This is a genomic window from Stenotrophomonas sp. 22692, assembly GCF_052045015.1.
GTDB classification, from domain to species: domain Bacteria; phylum Pseudomonadota; class Gammaproteobacteria; order Xanthomonadales; family Xanthomonadaceae; genus Stenotrophomonas; species Stenotrophomonas geniculata.
The window spans coordinates 189,192-206,338 of sequence record NZ_JBQEMR010000001.1 but is presented as its reverse complement, the minus strand read 5'-3'; the positions used below and the strand labels follow the sequence as shown (position 1 = coordinate 206,338).

The 17,147-nt window shown below is 67.8% G+C and carries 15 protein-coding genes; 7 read left to right on the top strand and 8 right to left on the bottom strand.

Features of this window, described 5'->3' with window-relative positions:
* Position 1: 1 nt before the first annotated feature.
* The 3 genes from ACTJJM_RS00885 to ACTJJM_RS00875 are packed head-to-tail and all read right to left on the bottom strand — an operon-like array spanning position 2 to position 2,473.
* A complete protein-coding gene (locus ACTJJM_RS00885) occupies positions 2 to 1,255 on the bottom strand; it encodes an ABC transporter permease (RefSeq protein WP_010485431.1) in 1,254 nt (417 codons plus the stop codon).
* Entirely contained in the window at positions 1,248 to 1,943 is a 696-nt protein-coding gene (locus ACTJJM_RS00880) for an ATP-binding cassette domain-containing protein (RefSeq protein ID WP_419965017.1), read from the bottom strand. Before ACTJJM_RS00880 ends, ACTJJM_RS00885 begins: the two co-directional genes overlap by 8 nt.
* Positions 1,940 to 2,473 carry a ZrgA family zinc uptake protein gene (locus tag ACTJJM_RS00875; protein WP_419965018.1) on the bottom strand — a complete coding sequence of 178 codons (534 nt, stop codon included), beginning with the start codon at positions 2,471 to 2,473 and terminating at the stop codon, positions 1,940 to 1,942. The genes ACTJJM_RS00880 and ACTJJM_RS00875 overlap by 4 nt, the downstream gene beginning before the upstream one ends.
* A 32-nt stretch (positions 2,474 to 2,505) precedes the next feature.
* Here ACTJJM_RS00875 and ACTJJM_RS00870 point away from each other — a divergent pair, with 32 nt between their 5' ends.
* Positions 2,506 to 2,982 carry a MerC domain-containing protein gene (locus ACTJJM_RS00870; protein ID WP_049481023.1) on the top strand — a complete coding sequence of 159 codons (477 nt, stop codon included), beginning with the start codon at positions 2,506 to 2,508 and terminating at the stop codon, positions 2,980 to 2,982.
* A 57-nt stretch (positions 2,983 to 3,039) separates the two neighbouring features.
* On the opposite strand, the gene ACTJJM_RS00865 is transcribed toward ACTJJM_RS00870, so the two are convergent.
* Positions 3,040 to 5,172 (bottom strand): TonB-dependent receptor, encoded by a 2,133-nt coding sequence (locus ACTJJM_RS00865; protein WP_419965020.1) that lies wholly within the window; start codon positions 5,170 to 5,172, stop codon positions 3,040 to 3,042.
* A 188-nt stretch (positions 5,173 to 5,360) separates the two neighbouring features.
* Between ACTJJM_RS00865 and ACTJJM_RS00860 the strand changes: the two genes are divergently transcribed.
* From ACTJJM_RS00860 to ACTJJM_RS00840, 5 genes are all read left to right on the top strand, one after another.
* On the top strand, positions 5,361 to 6,215 hold the full coding sequence (locus ACTJJM_RS00860; RefSeq protein WP_419965021.1) for a helix-turn-helix domain-containing protein: 855 nt from the start codon (positions 5,361 to 5,363) through the stop codon (positions 6,213 to 6,215).
* Positions 6,216 to 6,330: 115 nt separating this feature from the next.
* Positions 6,331 to 6,708 (top strand): copper homeostasis periplasmic binding protein CopC, encoded by a 378-nt coding sequence (gene copC / locus ACTJJM_RS00855; protein ID WP_440865050.1) that lies wholly within the window; start codon positions 6,331 to 6,333, stop codon positions 6,706 to 6,708.
* Between the two features lie 10 nt (positions 6,709 to 6,718).
* Positions 6,719 to 7,603, top strand: coding sequence for a copper homeostasis membrane protein CopD (copD, locus tag ACTJJM_RS00850; protein ID WP_272773561.1), 885 nt, complete (start codon positions 6,719 to 6,721; stop codon positions 7,601 to 7,603).
* Between the two features lie 45 nt (positions 7,604 to 7,648).
* Positions 7,649 to 8,347, top strand: coding sequence for a heavy metal response regulator transcription factor (locus ACTJJM_RS00845; protein WP_109814228.1), 699 nt, complete (start codon positions 7,649 to 7,651; stop codon positions 8,345 to 8,347).
* Positions 8,344 to 9,711, top strand: a complete 1,368-nt coding sequence (locus ACTJJM_RS00840) for a heavy metal sensor histidine kinase (RefSeq protein ID WP_272773564.1) — start codon at positions 8,344 to 8,346, stop codon at positions 9,709 to 9,711. Before ACTJJM_RS00845 ends, ACTJJM_RS00840 begins: the two co-directional genes overlap by 4 nt.
* Here the strand turns inward: ACTJJM_RS00840 and ACTJJM_RS00835 are convergent.
* Positions 9,700 to 10,623 carry a LysR family transcriptional regulator gene (locus ACTJJM_RS00835; protein ID WP_043396155.1) on the bottom strand — a complete coding sequence of 308 codons (924 nt, stop codon included), beginning with the start codon at positions 10,621 to 10,623 and terminating at the stop codon, positions 9,700 to 9,702. The genes ACTJJM_RS00840 and ACTJJM_RS00835 overlap by 12 nt on opposite strands.
* A gap of 106 nt (positions 10,624 to 10,729) precedes the next feature.
* On the opposite strand from ACTJJM_RS00835, the gene ACTJJM_RS00830 reads away from it, so the two are divergent.
* On the top strand, positions 10,730 to 11,473 hold the full coding sequence (locus tag ACTJJM_RS00830) for an SDR family oxidoreductase (protein WP_440865049.1): 744 nt from the start codon (positions 10,730 to 10,732) through the stop codon (positions 11,471 to 11,473).
* Between the two features lie 132 nt (positions 11,474 to 11,605).
* Here the strand turns inward: ACTJJM_RS00830 and ACTJJM_RS00825 are convergent, their stop codons facing one another.
* From ACTJJM_RS00825 to ACTJJM_RS00815, 3 genes are read right to left on the bottom strand one after another with little or no spacing between them, the layout of a single operon-like run.
* On the bottom strand, positions 11,606 to 14,683 hold the full coding sequence (locus tag ACTJJM_RS00825) for an efflux RND transporter permease subunit (protein WP_440865048.1): 3,078 nt from the start codon (positions 14,681 to 14,683) through the stop codon (positions 11,606 to 11,608).
* Positions 14,680 to 15,852 (bottom strand): efflux RND transporter periplasmic adaptor subunit, encoded by a 1,173-nt coding sequence (locus ACTJJM_RS00820; RefSeq protein WP_272773567.1) that lies wholly within the window; start codon positions 15,850 to 15,852, stop codon positions 14,680 to 14,682. Before ACTJJM_RS00820 ends, ACTJJM_RS00825 begins: the two co-directional genes overlap by 4 nt.
* Positions 15,849 to 17,096, bottom strand: coding sequence for a TolC family protein (locus ACTJJM_RS00815; RefSeq protein ID WP_440865047.1), 1,248 nt, complete (start codon positions 17,094 to 17,096; stop codon positions 15,849 to 15,851). Before ACTJJM_RS00815 ends, ACTJJM_RS00820 begins: the two co-directional genes overlap by 4 nt.
* Positions 17,097 to 17,147 lie beyond the last annotated feature (51 nt).

Below are 17,147 nucleotides of genomic sequence, written 5' to 3'. Positions count from 1 at the left end.
CTCAGCCTCCCGGTGAAAGGCCATCGGCCAAGGTGCGCCGGTAAGCGAGCAACGCCGGGACCAGCCCGGCTACGGCGCTGATCAGCAGCACGCCCGCAGCCCATGCCAGTTCACGGCCATCCGGCCAGACATGGGTGATCGACAGACCGAAGGTGGCCAGTACCCAGCCGCGCCCGGCAATGCTGGCGACCACCAGCAGCGACAGGGCCAGCACGCTGGCCACCGCACTGGTCGCCACCGCTTCCACCACGAGCAGGCCCGCGATGTAGCCCGGTCGCGCACCGGTGGCACGCAGGATGGCCATCTCGCGCCGGCGCTCCTGCAGGGTGGAGACCAGCAGCGCCACCAGCGAGACCATGCCCAGCAGCACCACCATTGCACTGATCAGCTGCAGGGCTCGCTCGGCGGTGCCCAGCGACTGCCACAGCTGCTGCAGGGTCACGCCGGGCAGGATCGCCAGCATCGCCTCGTCCGGATACTCGTTGATCCTGCGCTGTACCGAGAACGTGGCGATGCGCGAGTTCAGGCCGAGCATGAAGGCGGTGATGCTGGTCGGGGTCAGGTCCAGGTGGCGCGCCTGCTCGGCGCTGACGCTCTGGCTGCGCAGCTGCACGCCCGATCGCCAGTCAACATGGATCGCCTCGATGGCCGGCAGCGAGACCAGCAGCGACGAATCCACCGGCGTGCCGGTGCGCTGCAGGATGCCGGCAACGCGGAACGGCTTGTCGGCATGCGTGGCCAGCGTGACCGCGCCGGTGCCGTGCGCCAGCACGATCTCGTCGCCGAGGCCGACCTTCTGCGCGCGAGCCACCTCCGCGCCGATCACCGCGTCATACAGATCATCGAAGGGCCGCCCCTGTGCAAAGGCCAGCGCGTGGCCGGAACCATAACGATAGTGTTCAAAGTAGCCGCCAGTGGTACCCACTACCCGGTAGCCGCGCCAGGAATCGCCCAGCGACAACGGCACCGACCACTTCACCTGCGGCAATGCGGACAGCTCCTGGTAGGACTGCCAGGACACGTTGTTGGTCGGGTCGCCGATATGGAACACCGAATACAGCAGCAGGTTCACCGGTCCCGAACGCGCACCGACGATCAGATCGGTGCCCGATACGGTGCTGGCAAACCCCTCGTGCGCCTGCGTGCGTACACGCTCGACGCCCAGCAGCAGCACCACGCTGAGGGTGATGACCAGCACGGTCAGGCCCACGCTCAACGCGCGGCTGCGCAGGCTGGCCCAGGCAAGCTCAAGCATGGCCGGCACCTGCCTGGTTGATCTCGGTCAGTGAAATGGTGCGATCGAACAACGGCTGCAGGCTGTCGTCATGGCTGACCACCAGCACCGTGGTGCCGGCCGCCTGGCACTGCGCGGACATCAGCTGCAGGAAGGCGCTCGCCGCTTCGCGGTCGAGCGCCGAGGTGGGCTCATCGGCCAGCAGCAACGTCGGACGGCCGATCAGGGCGCGCGCTGCCGCCACGCGTTGTTGCTGGCCAACACTGAGCGTACCCGCCCGCCGCTGCATCAGCTCAGGATTGAGCTGCAGGGCCTGCAGCAGGCGGGCGATCTCGGCATCCAGCGGCCCGCTGATGCGTGCGCTGCGCAGGCGCGAGAAGCGCAGGCCCAGCGCGATGTTGTCGCGCACGGTGAGGAACGGCAGCAGATTGAACTGCTGGAAGATCACGCCCAACTGGTCGGCACGGAAACGATCCCGCGCCGCACCACCCATGTCCTGCAGTGCGTGGCCGGCCACCTCGACACGGCCCTTGCCGGGCAGCAGCACGCCCGCCAGCAGGCCCAGCAGGGTGCTTTTGCCGCCACCGCTGATTCCGCGCAGCAACACGCTGCTGCCCTGCTCGACCCACAACCGCGGGATGTCCAGCACCAGCCGCGTGCCGTAGCAGAACTGCACGTCTTCCAGCGAGATCACCGGTGCCGCGCTCACGGTGCCAGCACCACGCGCAGGTTGTCGGGCGTCAGCACACTGCGGTTTTGACCATTGGCGGTTGCGCTGTTGACGATGACTTCGTGCAGGCCCGGGAAAAGTACGGGCAGGCGCACGACGATGGCGCGCAGCGCGGCAGGTTTGGCACAGTGGTACTGCAGCGTTGCGCTGAAACCTGCGTGCCGGTGCTGTCCCGGCGGCGGCGCGGCGGCCGTCGCGTCGAAGCCCTCCGCATCGGCTTTACTGGTGGCCAGACGGCAGCCCGCAGCGGTGGGCAAGGTGACCCAGTTGCCGCCCTTCAGCAATGACGTCGCCCGTGCCAGCGCGGTCTGCTCGGCTGCATTGGCCGGCGGCCGCTCGTAATCGAGGATGCCGATGCCGGGGGCCTGAAGGGCGAATTCCAGGGTTTGCTGGTCAAGCGCAACATCCACTGTCGCCTGGCCATGCACATGCGGTGCGTTCTGGCGGATGTCGTGGGCCTGCGCGGCGCTGGCAGCCAGCAGCAGGAAAAGAGCAGCGGGAAGCTTCATGGGAAAGACTCCAATTGTTACTATGTAACATTATGGACCACATTCCCACGACCCCCGCAAGGGCCCTGGCCCAGCCGCCAACTTCGGCACGCTGGCACCCCCGCTTCGATCTTGCCGGTGCCTGGCTGTCCCTGGCCTGCGCCGCCCACTGCATCGCCCTGCCCCTGCTGCTGGCCTTCGTGCCGGCAGCGATGATGGCGCTGCGCTCGTTCCAGCATCCCGGCCATGGCGCGATGACATTGCTGCTGATGATGTCGCGCTGGGAATGGCTGTTCGCGCTGCTGGCCTCCTCGTTGGCCTTGGCGAGTACCTCGGCCGGGGTGCACCGGCATCGGCGCTGGCGGCCTGTGCAGCTGGCCTGCGCCGGCGCCATCCTGCTGCTGTCGGCCTCTCTGTACCTGCCGCTGAAGGAATCGCTGCTCTGGCATGGCGTGGCCACGGCATGTGGTGGCGTGTTGTTGGCGGCGGCGCACGTCGGCAATCGACGGGCGTTGCGTAACCGCCGGTAGCGCCGGCCGTTGACCGACGCCCCGAAGATGCCGGCCAGCGGCCGGCACTACCTATCATCAGAAGCGGTAGCCCACTTCCGCCCCGAAGATGCGCGGGCTGTCGACCGGGCCGTAGTAGTTGCCATCACGCCCAAAAGCCAGATTGTCGAAGATCAGGCCGTTGATGCGACGCTTGTTGGTCAGGTTCTGCACGAATACCCGTGCACTCCACGGCCCGGTTTCGTAGCCCAGCTGCGCCCCCAGCACGGCGACGGTCGGCTGGAAGGCGCGGTTGCGCTCGTCAAGTGCGCTGGAGCCGGTGAACTGCGACTCCAGCCGCGCGTAAAGCCCGGATTCAAACTGGTAGCGTGCGGCCAGGTAGCCGGTGTAATGCGGCGTCAACTTGACCCGCTTGCCATCCAGGTTCTGGTCGACGGTGACCCACAGTTTGGTGTACTTCGCGTCGACGTAGCCCACATTCGCCATCAGCGTGAAGCCAGGCACTACTTCGAACACCCCCTCCAGTTCTGCACCCCGTGACCGGATCGAGGCGTCCGATCCCACGTAGTCCGACGAAATCGGGCGGCCGTTGGCATCGGTGGCCACCTGGATCTCCTGCCAGTTGTCCGAGGTGATGTGGAAAAGTGCCCCGCCGATGTGGCCACGACCGCCAGCCAGATTCATCTTGAACCCCAGCTCGTGGCTCCACATGCGTTCGGATTCGTAGCGCAGCACCTTGTCGTTGACCACATCGCTCTGTGCTGCGGCCAGGTTGAAGCCACCTGGAATGTAGCCCTTGGCCGAGGCGGCATAGAACGACAGGTCGTCAGTGGCGTCGTAGCGCAGCGACACCCGCGGCAGCGTCGCCGTGAAGGTATGCGCCAGCGCGGCGTCGCGGTACAGCACGCGGCCACCGGCGCCCAGATCCAGCGCACCGGCACGCTGCTCGGTGGAACGCCGTGCCTGCTCATGGCGCAGGCCGGCACTGGCGGTCAGCTTGGGCAGCGCGGGGAAGGTGTAGCTTGCGGTAGCAAACACACTGTAATCCTCGCCCTTCGAGGTCTGCCGCGGCGCCAGGTTGTAACTGTCCAGCCCATGCAGCGCCGGGCCGACGAACGTGCCAAGGATCGAATCCTTGCTGTTGCGATAGGTGGACACACCGGCCATCCAGGTCAGGGCCTGGTCACTGGGCGAACTGAAGCGCGCCTCGGCCGTCCACTCGCGCTTCCTGTCGTAGATGCGGCCTGCCAATGCTGGGCTCTGGGTCATGTCAAAGTCATAGCCGGCGGAGGTCACTTCCTCGCTTCGCCAGGAGGCGGCCACGTCCAGCGTGCCTGCCTGCAGCTGCCATTGCGCGCTCAGGCCCGCAACCGACTCATCCTTTTCGGTGCGCTTGGGTGCGTCGTTTATGTAGGTGAAATCACCGGCACGACGGCCACCGTTGAGCGACGTGCCGTAGGTGCGGTTGTACAGGCCGGTGTCCAGCGGCAGGTACTCGTACTCGAACATGCCGGGCGCGCGGGTGCGCAGGTGATAGGCCAGCGCGTTCACCGAAACATAGTCGCTTGGCCGCCAGCGCAGCTTGCCCTGCAGGTAGCCTTCGCCCACCCTGCCGCGCGCACCGGACGGCGTGAGGTTCTTCAGGTAGGCGTCCTCATCCGAGCCCATGAACGCCACCGAGCCGGACAGGCTGCCCGTCTTGTTAAACGGCCCTGCCAGGAAGCCATCGAGAGCGGTGCCATTGCCGTTGCCGAACCAGGTGCTGCGCACATTGACCTCGCCCTCTCGCGCATCGGCCGGGCCGCGTGTACGCACCAGCACCAGCCCCGACTCGCTGTTGGCACCGTACAGCGTGCCCTGCGGCCCGCGCAGCACTTCCACCGACTCGACCTGGTTGAGCACCGCGTTGCTCAGTTCACGGAACGGGATGCCATCGATGTAGACCGAGGCACGATTGACCAGGAAAGGATTGGATTCGATGCCACGGATGGAAATGAACATGTTGCTGAGCTGGCCCATCGCGTTGAACTTCACGTTCGGCGCCAGCTTGTCCAGGTCACGGAACTCCGTGACCCCGGCCTCCTTCAGCGCCTGCCGGTCGAGCACCGTCACCGACAGGTCGCTCTTCAGGTAGGGGGTATCGCGCTTGGAGCCGGTGACCCGGACGCCGTCGAGCGTGGCCGGGGCGGCCTGCTGGGCAAGCACGGGCATTGCGGGAATGAGCAGAGATGCCGCAACGAGCGCGGCGGCAGGCGTGGACGACTTCAACGGGGAGACCTCGACGGATGGACTGGAGGACGCGCGGGCGGCGGCAGCACGGGACACGAGTGTTATGATGTAACACCCGCGCCGTGCTGCCACTCCATTCCGGGCGGCACTGCTCCATTCCCGGATCCGTGATGCCAACCCTCGCCGACCAGCTGTTGCAGGAAGCCGGCCCGCAGCCCCCTGCGGTTCACGCCAGCAACGAGGGCGCGGTGGTGCTGCTGCGCCACCGCTTCGACGCAGGTGAAGGTGAGATGGGGCATCCGCACCAGCTTCGCCTGGGCATGGCCGTGGGCGGCGGCGGGCGACTGCAGCAGCACACCCTCAACGGTCTTCTGCAGGCATCCTGGCGACCTGGCCAGTTCAACCTGGTGCTGCCCGCAGACACCGGCACCTATGTCAGCCCGTCAGTGGATCTGATCGGGATCGCCATCGATACCCACATGCTGTCGCACAACGTGCAGACGCTGCATCACCTGCAGCCGCTGGCGGCGCGGCTGCACCGCGATCCGGTGGTGTCCGCGGTGCTGACCGCGTTGTGGTGCAGCACGCAGGCCGATGCCTGCCTGCCCGGCTTCCTTGAGCATGGCGCGCAGGTGCTGCTGCACCGCCTGCGCCAGCTTGCCGGCCAACCTCGCGAGGCACGCGGCACCACGTCCGCGCTGTCGGCACGACGGCTGCGACAACTGGAGGCCTACATCGACGCGCAGCACGGTCGGGCGCTGACGGTCCCACAGCTGGCTGCTGCAGTGCAGATGGAGGCCGCAACGTTCAATCGGGCGCTACGCGCGGCCACAGGCCTGCCACCCTACGCGTTCCTCACCCAGCGCCGCATGCACTGGGCGCGCACCGAACTCGCGCAGGGCCGCCGTGTCACCGATGTTGCCCTGGCCAGCGGGTATGCCAATCCCAGCAAATTCAGCGCGGCATTCCGCCGCGTGCTCGGCTGTTCGCCGTCTGCATGGATCGCGCAGTCACGTACCCGGTAGTGCCGGCTGCGGGCCGGCAGCCAACGAACATTACAAGGCGGTAATGTCCGCGTCAGGGCGGCGAAAGGCGCCACTCTTCACCCTGAGAGCCAGTTCTCCCACAGGTGTCCCGCGCATGACCCGTTTCCCGATCCGCTCCGTTTCCCTTGTTCTTCTCCTGTCCGGCCTCGCGGCTGCGCCGCTGGCGCTGGCCCATCCCAGCCTGGTGAGTTCGACGCCTGCCGCCGACGCCACCGTAGCCCCGGCGACCGAGATCACGCTGCAGTTCAGTGAGAAGGTGATGCCGCGTGCCACCCGCATCGAACTGAGCATGGACCATGGCCGCATGAAGATGGCCATGCCTACCGTCGCGCAGGACGTTTCCGAAGATGGCCACACGTTGCGTGCTCGCTTCGCCAAGCCGCTGCCGGCAGGCAGCTACGCACTGCAGTGGCGCGCGGTGGGCGAGGACAGCCACCCGATCACCGGCAGCTACCGCTTCACCGTGAAGTAAGGCTGCCGTCGTGGCCGAGCTCTCACCGTATGCGTTGCGGCTGGCGTTGTACCTGGTGCTGATGCTGCTGTTCGGGCGGCTGCTGTTCGTCCGCCCTGCGCTACCGCGCGGGGCCGCGGTGGCGCTGGCCGTGGTTGCACTCATCCTCGTCGTCACCGATGCGGGCACCCGATTGTCCGGCGTGCTTGGCATATCAGCAGTCGACATCGATGGCGAGACGGCGCGCTGGTTTCTTACCGGTACGCCGGTGGGTAAGGCAGGGCTGCTGCGCATCCTGGCCCTGCTGGCAATGCTGCCGCTGCTGGCAGTCAATCGCCCGGTGCAGGGCCTGCGCCGTCTGGCGTTGCTGATACTCACGGCGGTACCTCTGGCCAGCCTCGCCTGGAATGGTCACGCCGCCGCCGGTGATGGATTCGGCGGCACCTTGCGGCTGGTGGCCGGCATCGTGCACCTGCTGGCCGCCGGTGCCTGGGTCGGCGCGATCGCCGCCATCCTGCAGCTGGCGCTGCGTCCACAGGGCCTGCGCCTGCACGAACGTACCCGCGAACTGTGGCAGGCCGCGCACAGCTTCGCCGTGCCGGGCACGATCATCGTCGCCCTGCTGGCGATGACCGGCACCTACACCTATGTCGATCTCGGCGGTTCCATACAGACCCTGACCGGCGCCGCGCATGGGCGTTGGCTGCTGCTCAAGCTGGCGCTGGTGGGCGGCATGCTGGGGCTTGCCGCGCTGCATCGCTGGCGGCTGGTACCAGCGCTGGCCAGCTCCATCCGCGGCGGCTGGCAACCCAGGCCGCTGCGCTCACTTCGCCACAGCCTGACCTGCGAATCAGTGCTGGCGGTATTGGTGCTGGCCTGCGTCGCGGTGCTCGGAATGCTGGACCCATTGGCATGACTCATCCGTTCCAGCACGGGCCCAAGCTGCGATGATGGGCACACCATGAAACTGCTGATCGTCGAAGACGAACCCAAGACCGGCAACTACCTGCGCCAGGGCCTGATCGAGGCCGGCTACGTGGTCGATCTCGCCTGCAACGGCGTCGACGGGCTGCACCTGGCCGGCAGCGGCGAGTACCAGCTGGTCATCCTCGACGTGATGCTGCCCGGCCTGGATGGCTGGAACGTGCTGTCGCGGCTGCGCGAGGCCGGATGGCAGGTGCCGGTGCTGTTCCTCACCGCGCGCAGCAGCATCGCCGACCGGGTTCAGGGCCTGGAGCTGGGCGCGGATGACTACCTGGCCAAACCATTCGCCTTCGCAGAGCTGCTGGCGCGCGTGCGCACCCTGCTGCGTCGTGGCCAGGCGCTGCCGCAGGCCGAGCGCATCGTCATCGCCGACCTGGTGGTGGATACCCTGCGCCGCCGGGTCGAACGCGGCGGCCAGCGCATCGCCCTCAGCCAGAAGGAATACACCCTGCTGGAACTGCTGGCGCGCCGACGCGGTGAAGTGCTGCCGCGCTCGTTGATCGCCTCGCAGGTATGGGACATGAACTTCGACAGCGACACCAACGTGATCGACGTGGCGATCCGCCGCCTGCGCGCGAAGATCGACGATGACTTCGACGCCAAGCTGATCGTCACCGTGCGCGGCATGGGCTATGTGCTGGAGGCGCCGGACGACGGTGCATTGCACAGCGGATGAGCCTGCGTCGCTCCATCGCGGTACGGCTGACGCTGCTGTTCGCCATCGTGGCCACGCTGGTGCTGGCCGCATTGGGCGTGGCGATCTATGTCAGCGCCCGCCACGACCTGGTGGCCCAGGACTTCAGCGAACTGGAGAACAAGGTTGCGTTGATCCGTGACCTGGCCGGCAACGGACCTGCGTCCGCACGCGGGCAGCGCTTGGCGGAGGCACTGGGCCACCATCCGGATATCGCCTTCCACATTGTTGATGGGAGCGGCGCAGTGCTCTTCTCGACCGCACCGGCACTGCTGCGCGAGCATGCACGCAGCCAGCCGATCGACGCCGCGCCACGGCGGCACGACTGGATCCTCGCCGATGGTCGCTGCATGCATGCCCTGCACCTGCGCCAGACCCTGGCCGACGGCAGCGAGCTGGTCACCCTGCTGGCCATCGATGACGACCGCCACGCCGATTTCCTGCAGCGCTTCCGCCATCTGCTGGCGATAGCCATCATCGGCGCCGCCGCGGCCAGCAGCCTGCTCGGCGGCTACGTGGTGCGGCGCACGCTGCGGCCGCTGCGCACGCTGGCCGATGAGGCCCGGCAGATCACCGCCGGCCGGCTGCAGCGCCGGCTGAGTACACGCAGCGCGCCGGCCGAACTGGAGCAGCTGGCGCAGACGCTCAACGGCATGCTGGCGCGCCTGCAGCAGGACTTCGCGCGGCTGACCGAATTCTCCGGTGATCTCGCCCATGAACTGCGCACACCGATCACCAACATGCTGACCCAGGTGCAGGTGGTGCTTGCGCACCCGCGCAGCAATGAGGCCTATCGCGAGACGCTGGCGTCCTGCGCCGAGGAACTGCAGCAGCTGGCGCAGACCGTGGGTGACCTGCTGTACCTGGCGCAGGCCGAAGCGCCGGGTGCACTGCCCTCGCGCGAGCCAGTGGCGCTGGATGCGGTAGTGGATTCGCTGCTGGAGTTCTACGAGCTTCTGGCCGAGGACCGGCAGTTGACCCTGCGCCGCGAAGGTGTGGCGAGCGTGGAAGGCAACCGCTTGATGCTGCACCGGGCGATTGCCAACCTGCTGTCCAACGCGTTGAAGTACGCAGCCGTGGGCAGCGAAGTGCGGGTGCGGCTGGTCGAGGCCGATGGCGTGTGCAGGGTCAGCGTGCACAACCTTGGCACGCCGATCGCCAGCGAGGCGCTGCCGCGCCTGTTCGATCGTTTCTACCGCGGCGAGCGTGGCCGCCATGAGGGTGCCGGACTGGGCCTGGCGATCACCCGCGCGATTGCACAGGCGCACGGCGGCAGCGTGAGTGTTGCGTCAGATGACACCGGCACCCTGTTCGAGCTGGTGCTGCCGAGCACCTCAGCCCGGTAGTGCCGGCCGCTGGACGGCAACCCCGGTCTGTTCAAACACCCCGGCCACCCAATCGATGAACACCCGCAAGCGCGGTGACGGCGTGCGGTTGCGTGGGTAGACCAGGCTCAGTGGACTCGGCGTCGGCGGCGTCTCGGGCAACAGCTCCACCAACTGCCCGCGCGCGATGTACGGGTCCATCCGGTAGCACGGCGCCTGGATGATACCGAGCCCCGCCAGCGCGGCACCGAGGAACGCATCAGCACCGGACACACGCACCCGCGCCGGCAGCGGCACGTAGCGCACCTGCCCGCCCTGCTGGAACTCCAGCGGAATCAGCTGGCCGGTGGCGCTGGAGCGGTAGCCGACCATCTGGTGGCCGTCCTGCAACGATTCGATGGTATCGGGCAGGCCGTGCGCCTGCACATAGCCCGGCGAGGCCACCGTGACCTCGCGCAGCATGGTCAACCGTCGCGCCGCCAGATCGCTGTCGGCCAGCGTCCCCACCCGCAACGCCACATCCACGCCTTCGCGCAGCAGGTCGACATAGCGGTCACCCTCGCTGACGTCCAGTTCGATCTCCGGGTAGCGCTGCAGGAATTCCGGCAGGTGCGGAAACAGCAGGTGCCGGCCCAGCGTGCCATGCACTTCGATACGCAACGGGCCGCGTGGCGGCGCGTCACGGAACGCAGCCTCGGCATCATCCATGTCGGCGATCAAGCGCAGGCAACGGCCATAGAAGGCCTCGCCTTCCAGCGTCGGCACCACCACCCGCGTGGTCCGGTGCAGCAGGCGCACGCCCAGCCGCTGTTCCAGCGCCTTGATCGCGTCGGTCACTGTGGCCCGCGGCAGGCCGAGGTCCTCGGAGGCCCGGGTGAAGCTGCGACGCTCGACGATACGGACGAAAGCGCGCATGGCCGTGAAGCGGTCCATTGTTCGGCTACCCGAATGATGTTGGCGGATTATGCATGATTATCCGGGCGGGAGAGATGACGAAGATGGCCCTGCGCCATTCCGGCGCGCTCCGCTGGAACCGACCATGACCCTCTCCCCCGCCCGCACTGTCGCCCTGGTCACCGGCGGCTCCCGTGGCATCGGCGCCGCCATCTCCCGCCGGCTCGCCGCAGATGGCCACGCGGTCGCGATCAACTATGCGGGCCGCCGCGACGACGCCGAAGCCTTGGCGGCCGAACTCAACGCGGCCGGTGCGCAGGCCATCGCGTTGCAGGCCGACGTGGTCGATTCACAGGCGGTCAACCAGCTGTTCGACGCCATCGAGGCCCGTTTCGGCGGCATCGACGTGGTGGTCAACAGCGCCGGCGTATTGCAGCTGGCGCCGCTGGCCGACACCGACGACGCATTGTTCGAGCGGGTGATCGGCATCAACCTCAAGGGCGCCTTCAACGTGCTGCGCGAAGGCGCGCGACGGGTGCGCGACGGTGGCCGGCTGATCACCTTGTCCACCAGCGTGGTCGGCATCAAGCTGGAGAACTACAGCGTGTACGCGGCCAGCAAGGCAGCGGTGGAGACGATGGGCGCCATCCTCAGCAAGGAGCTGCGCGGGCGCAACATCACCGTGAACGCAGTGGCCCCCGGCCCGACCGCCACCGACCTGTTCCTGGACGGCAAGTCACCGGAACTGATCGAGCGGTTGGCGAAGATGAACCCCCTGCAGCGATTGGGTACGCCGGAGGACATCGCCGGTGCGGTGGGGTTCCTGGCCGGTGCCGATGGCGGGTGGGTCAACGGCCAGGTCCTGCGCGCCAACGGCGGGATGGTGTAGATCGCGCGAACGGCATCCACGCATGGCGTGGATCTACTGATCGCATCTACGCGGAGCGCAGGAACTCGGTAGCGCCGGGTCATGCCCGGCGGCGGGGTCGCATCCACGCATGGCGTGGATCTACCGTGCGGATCATCCGGCGCGGGCCTCGCGACGGCGGTGTACCCAGTAGTACAGCGTAGGCAGCACCAGCAGGGTCAGCAGCATCGCCGACAGCAGGCCGCCGATCACCACCACCGCCAGCGGTTTCTGGGTCTCGGCACCAATCGCATGCGAGGTCGCCATCGGCAGCAGGCCGAACATCGCCAACAGTGCGGTCATCAGTACGGTGCGCAGGCGCTGCAGCGAGCCCTGTACCACCGACTGCAGCAGGTCCATGCCCTGCTCGCGCAGCTGCGCGAAGCGACTGAGCATCACCACCCCGTTCAGCACCGCCTGCCCGAACAATGCAATGAAGCCGATCGCCGCCGACACCGACAGTGGAATGCCGGTCAACCACAGGGCGAGGATGCCGCCGATCATCGCCAGTGGCACGTTGGCCAGGATCAGCGCGGCGCTGCTGACGTCCTTGAAGGCATCGAACAGCAGTACGAAGATGATCAGCACCGACAGCGGGATCACCCAGCCCAGACGCTTCATCGCACGTTGCTGGTTCTCGAACTCGCCGGACCACTCCAGCCGGTAGCCTTCCGGCAGCTGCACGCTGGCCTCCACGCGCGTGCGCATGTCGGCCACCACGCTGCCCATGTCACGCCCGGCGATGAAGATGCTCACCGCCTTTACCCGCTGTGCGTTCTCGCGCGAGATGTTGATCGCGCCGCTGGCCATGCGGAAGTCGGCCACGTCGGCCAGCGTCACGGTGTGGCCATCGCCGATGCCCACCGGCACCGTGCGCAGCCGCTGCAGGTCGCGGTCGGCGTCGTCCAGGCGCAGCGTGATCGGGAACCTGCGGTCGCCCTCCCACAGTTCACCGACCTGGCGCCCGCCCAGTGCGGTCTCGATCACCTCGTCGATGTCGCGCACATTGAGGCCATAGCGCGCGGCACGGTCGCGGTCGATCTCGATCTGCAGCTGCGGCAACGACCCGTCACGGTCAATGAAGGCGCTCTCCACGCCCTCCACACCACGCACCTGACCCAGGATCGCCTGCGCCTGCTGATTCAGCACGTCCAGGTCCGAGCCGCTGACCTTGATCACCACCTGGCCCTTGATCTGCGAGATGCTCTCCAGGATATTGTCGCGCACCGGCTGCGAGATCGAGAACTCAGGCCCCGGGATGCGCTGCTCCAGCGTGCGCTGCAGGTCGCTCACCAGTTGCCGCTTGTCCACGCCCTTCGGCCACTCCTTCTCCGGCCTCAACGCCACCAGCGCCTCGATCTGGTTGGCGCCCTTGGCGTCGGAGCCGTCTTCCGGGCGGCCAAGCTTGGCCACCACCGTCGACACCTGCGGGAAGGTGCCGACCAGCTCACGGATGCGCCGCGACTGCTGCTGCGCTTCGACCAGGCTGGTGCTCGGGTCGAGCGTGGCGGTCAGCCAGATCGAGCCTTCGTCCAGCTCGGGCAGGAACTCCGAACCCAGCCGGGTGCCTAGTGCGAGCGTGCCGACCAGCAGCGCAACCGCGGTCAGTACCACCGCACGCGGGCGGGCCAATGCACGCTCCAGGATCGGCCGATACCAGCCGGTCAGGCGGTCCATCAGCGGATTGCCATCGCGCATGCGGTCCCGTCGCAGCCACCAGTAGCAGAACAGCGGCACCACGGTCAGCGCCAGGATCAACGCACCGATCAGGGCCGAGGTCACCGAGTACGCCATCGGTGCGAACATGCGGCCTTCCTGGCGCTGCAGGGTGAAGATCGGGATGTGCGCGGCGATGATGATCAGCATCGAGAAGAACGTCGGCCGCCCCACTTCCGATGCGGCCGAGAGAATGGTCGAGAACCGTGTCTTCCGGTCGGCCGCAGGTGGCAGCTTCGACAGTCGCGAGACGATGTGTTCGGTGACGATCACCGCGCCATCGATGATGATGCCGAAATCCATCGCACCCAACGACAACAGGTTCGCTGGCACGCCCCACAGATGCAGGCCGAGGAAGGTCGACAGCAGGGCCAGCGGCATCATGGCCGCCACGATCAGCGCGGCCCGGGCGTTGTACAGGAACAGCCACAGCACCAGGAACACCAGCACTGCGCCTTCCAGCAGGTTGCGGAAGACGGTTTTCAGCGTGGTCGAGACCAGCCACGAGCGGTCGTAGAACGGCTCGATGCTGACCCCGGCCGGCAACTGGTTGGCCTCGATCTCGGCGATGCGCGCATGCAGGGCGTCGAGCACGTCGGACGGGTTCTCGCCCTTGCGCATCAGCACCATGCCGAACACCGCATCGTCGTTGTCGTCCTGACCGACCAGGCCCTGGCGCGGCAGGCCGGTGTCGGCGATGTCGGCCAGGTCACGCACCAGGATCGGCGTGCCCCCGCGCTGCGCAACCACCACGCTGCCGATGTCGGCCGGCGAGCGCATCAGGCCGACGCCACGGATCAGGAACTGCTGCTGGCCGCGTTCCACGTAGCCGCCGCCCGCATTCGAGCTGCCCTTCTCCAGCGCCTCGGCGAACTCACCGAGGCTGATGCCTCGGTCCCGCAGCTTGTCCAGGTCCGGCTTGACCTGGAAGGTACGCGCGAAGCCGCCGAAACTGATCACATCGGCCACGCCCGGCACGGTGCGCAGGCTGCGCTCCATCGTCCATTCCTGCACGGTGCGCAGCTGGGTTGGCGTCATGTGCGGGCCTTTCAGCACATAACGGTAGATCTCACCTACCGCCGAGCTCATCGCCTCCAGTTCCGGGGTCACCCCTTCCGGCAGCTCCACGCCCTGCAGGCGCTCCAGCACCTGCTGGCGCGCGAAGTAGTCATCGGCCTTGTCGTCGAAGGTCAGGATGATCATCGACAGGCCGAACTGCGTATGCGAGAACACCCGCACCGAATGCGGGATGCCGGACAGCGCCACTTCCAGTGGCATCGTCACCTCGCGCTCGACCTCTTCGGCGGCACGGCCCGGGTGCAGCGACACCACTGTTACCTGGGTGTCGGATACATCCGGGAAGGCTTCCACCGGCAGTACGCGGAACGCGGCAATGCCAGCACCCATGAACAGCAGCAGTGCCAGCATCACCATCAATGGCTGGCGCAGGCAGTAGGCAATCAGGCGATCGATCATGGAGCGGCGTGCCCCGTGCCGGTGCTGGCGGCGGCCGGTGCGCTGTCCGCCAGCTGCTGCAGCAGCAGGCCGCCTTCTACCACCACCCTGGCGCCTGCGGCCAGGCCCTCACGCACCCACAGCCGGCCATCGCCCAGTTCCTCGGCATGTACCGCGTGACGCACGAAGCGGCCCTTGCCCTCCTCCACGAACACCACCTGCTTGCCGTCGATCAACAACACGGCCGCATCGGGCAGCGAGACACCGCCCTCGGCCGGCAATGCCACCTGGGCGCGCACGTACTGCCCCGCCTTGAAACCGCGTGCGCGGTTGTCCAGCTCGGCGCGCGCCTGCACCACACGGCGCTCGCTGTCGACGAAGTCATCCACGTGCTGCAGAGTCGCTTGCAGCGGCTGTCCATCGGCCCCGGAAACGCTCACCTGCATGCCCGCCTTCAAGCGTCCGGCCAGGCTCTCCGGCACATCCAGCAGCAACCACAGGCGGTCCGGATCGCCAATCACCGCCAACGGCTGTTCGCTGTCGGGGCTGACCGCCACGCCCGGGCTCATCCGCCGCTCCACCAGCACGCCATCGATCGGCGCGCGCAACGGCAGGCGCTGGTCGACGTGCTGGCCATTGCCATAGGACTTGGCGAAGGCGGTCGCACGCGCGTGATCGGCCTGGCTGCCGGCGAAATTGGCCTCGGCCTCGTCCAGTTCGCGGCCCGACGCCACACCTGCTGCATGCAACTCGCGGGTGCGCTCCAGCTCCTTGCGCGCCTGCTGCAGCTGGGCACGGCCGCGCACGCCCTCCGCCTGGGCCTGGCCGAATTCGGGCGAAGTGATCCAGGCGATCACCTGGCCCGCCTTCACTTTCTGCCCCGGCTGTGCCTCGATGCGCGCCACCTGCCCCGCCAACGGCGTACGCAGCGCGCTGGAGCGCGTCTCGTCCCAGACCACCCGGCCCGGCAGCTGCAGGCTGGCGCTGGCGCCGGCGGTGACCGCCTCGCTGCGTAGCACGTCCAGCTGGCGGCTACCGGCAGGAAACTGGATCTGGCCAGCACTGACCTTCGGCGCGTCCTCGGTATACGACGCCGGTTCGCGGCCGCAGCCGCCCAGCAGGGCCAGCGCCAGCAAGGCCGCCAGCACGGCCCGTCGCGCCTGCGGTCGATAAGCGACGGTGGACTTCATCGGGACTCTCCTTCAGCAACGGATGTGGCCGCTTCCCAGCGCGCCAGGGCAATGGCATGGTCGGCACGCGCTTCAATCAATGCGGCCTCGAACTCGCGCCAGCTGCGGCGCGCATCCAGCAGATCGGTCAGGCTGGCGGCGCCGCGGCGGTAGGCCAGCTCGATGCCCTGCACCGCCCTGCGTGCGGCGTCGGACTGCAGTCCTTCGTAGTCGCTCCGGCGCTGCGCGGCGGACTGCGCGCTGGCCTGCAACTGGTCCAGTTCGGCACGCGCTTCGCGCTGCAGCACCTGCAGCTCCAGCGCGGCACTGTCACGGTCGGCCTCGGCACGCTGGATCGCGCCGCGTGCACGTGACGGGCCGCCGAGCGGTATGGTCAATGACACACCCCAGGTGACGCCGCTGATGTCAGCCGGCTCGCGCTCGGCCTCCACGCCCAACTGGATGTCGCGGTGGCGCTCACTGCGCGCCAGTGCCACACCGGCGTCGGCCGCGGCCAGGCGCGAACGTGCCGCGCGCAGATCGGCACGCTGCTGGGGATCGAACGCACGCACGCTGGCCACGCTGCTGGCCTCCGGCCAAGGATCATCGGCGCTGAGGTCATGGCTGTCGTCGCGGCCGAGCAGCAGCCCCAACGCATGCCGCGCATCGCGCAGATCCAGCGACGCCTCGCGCGCCGCGTCGGCCACCGCCAGGTCGTCCACTGCCAGCCGCGCGCGGTCGACCGGCGCCATCGCCCCGGTGGCAACCTGCTTGTCCGCCGCCGCCATCTGCTCGGCCGAACTGTGGCGGTTGGCATCGGCAATCTGCGCCCGCTCCTGTGCGCCCTTCAGAGCGAAATAGGTTTCATGCAGCGCCACCTGCTGGCGGCGCCGCGCATCGAGCATCTCCAGCCCGGCCACTTCCAGCAGCGCATCGGCCTGGCGGATACGCAACGCACGCTTGCCACCGCGCTCCCAGGTCCAGCCCAGGCCCACGGTGCTGTCCACCCGCTTGTCCTGCCAGCGTCCGGAGCCGATGCCATGCTTGGGGCTGATCTTGCTGGTGCCGATCGACAACTCGGTGGCCGGGCGCAACGCCGCCGTCTGCACATCGCCCTGCACGCCGCGCAGCGCCAGTGCCGCCGCACGCAGGTCCGGGTTGTGTGCTTCCATGGCGCGCTGCGCTTCCTGCAGGGACAGCGCCGAAGCGGTGGGCGCGCACAGAAGAGTGGCCAGCACGGCCGCAAAACGAGGGGAGAAATTCATGCACGTCACGGTAAGGTGATGCACTTGCGCCAAACTTGCCCCAACCTTGCA

Coding starts and splice junctions, on each gene's coding strand:
- ACTJJM_RS00885 (WP_010485431.1), bottom strand. CDS start 1,255: ATGCTTGAGCTTGCCTGGGCCAGCCTGCGCAGCCGCGCGTTGAGCGTG.
- ACTJJM_RS00875 (WP_419965018.1), bottom strand. CDS start 2,473: ATGAAGCTTCCCGCTGCTCTTTTCCTGCTGCTGGCTGCCAGCGCCGCG.
- ACTJJM_RS00870 (WP_049481023.1), top strand. CDS start 2,506: ATGGACCACATTCCCACGACCCCCGCAAGGGCCCTGGCCCAGCCGCCA.
- ACTJJM_RS00865 (WP_419965020.1), bottom strand. CDS start 5,172: ATGCCCGTGCTTGCCCAGCAGGCCGCCCCGGCCACGCTCGACGGCGTC.
- ACTJJM_RS00860 (WP_419965021.1), top strand. CDS start 5,361: ATGCCAACCCTCGCCGACCAGCTGTTGCAGGAAGCCGGCCCGCAGCCC.
- copC (WP_440865050.1), top strand. CDS start 6,331: ATGACCCGTTTCCCGATCCGCTCCGTTTCCCTTGTTCTTCTCCTGTCC.
- ACTJJM_RS00845 (WP_109814228.1), top strand. CDS start 7,649: ATGAAACTGCTGATCGTCGAAGACGAACCCAAGACCGGCAACTACCTG.
- ACTJJM_RS00840 (WP_272773564.1), top strand. CDS start 8,344: ATGAGCCTGCGTCGCTCCATCGCGGTACGGCTGACGCTGCTGTTCGCC.
- ACTJJM_RS00835 (WP_043396155.1), bottom strand. CDS start 10,623: ATGGACCGCTTCACGGCCATGCGCGCTTTCGTCCGTATCGTCGAGCGT.
- ACTJJM_RS00830 (WP_440865049.1), top strand. CDS start 10,730: ATGACCCTCTCCCCCGCCCGCACTGTCGCCCTGGTCACCGGCGGCTCC.
- ACTJJM_RS00825 (WP_440865048.1), bottom strand. CDS start 14,683: ATGATCGATCGCCTGATTGCCTACTGCCTGCGCCAGCCATTGATGGTG.
- ACTJJM_RS00820 (WP_272773567.1), bottom strand. CDS start 15,852: ATGAAGTCCACCGTCGCTTATCGACCGCAGGCGCGACGGGCCGTGCTG.
- ACTJJM_RS00815 (WP_440865047.1), bottom strand. CDS start 17,096: ATGAATTTCTCCCCTCGTTTTGCGGCCGTGCTGGCCACTCTTCTGTGC.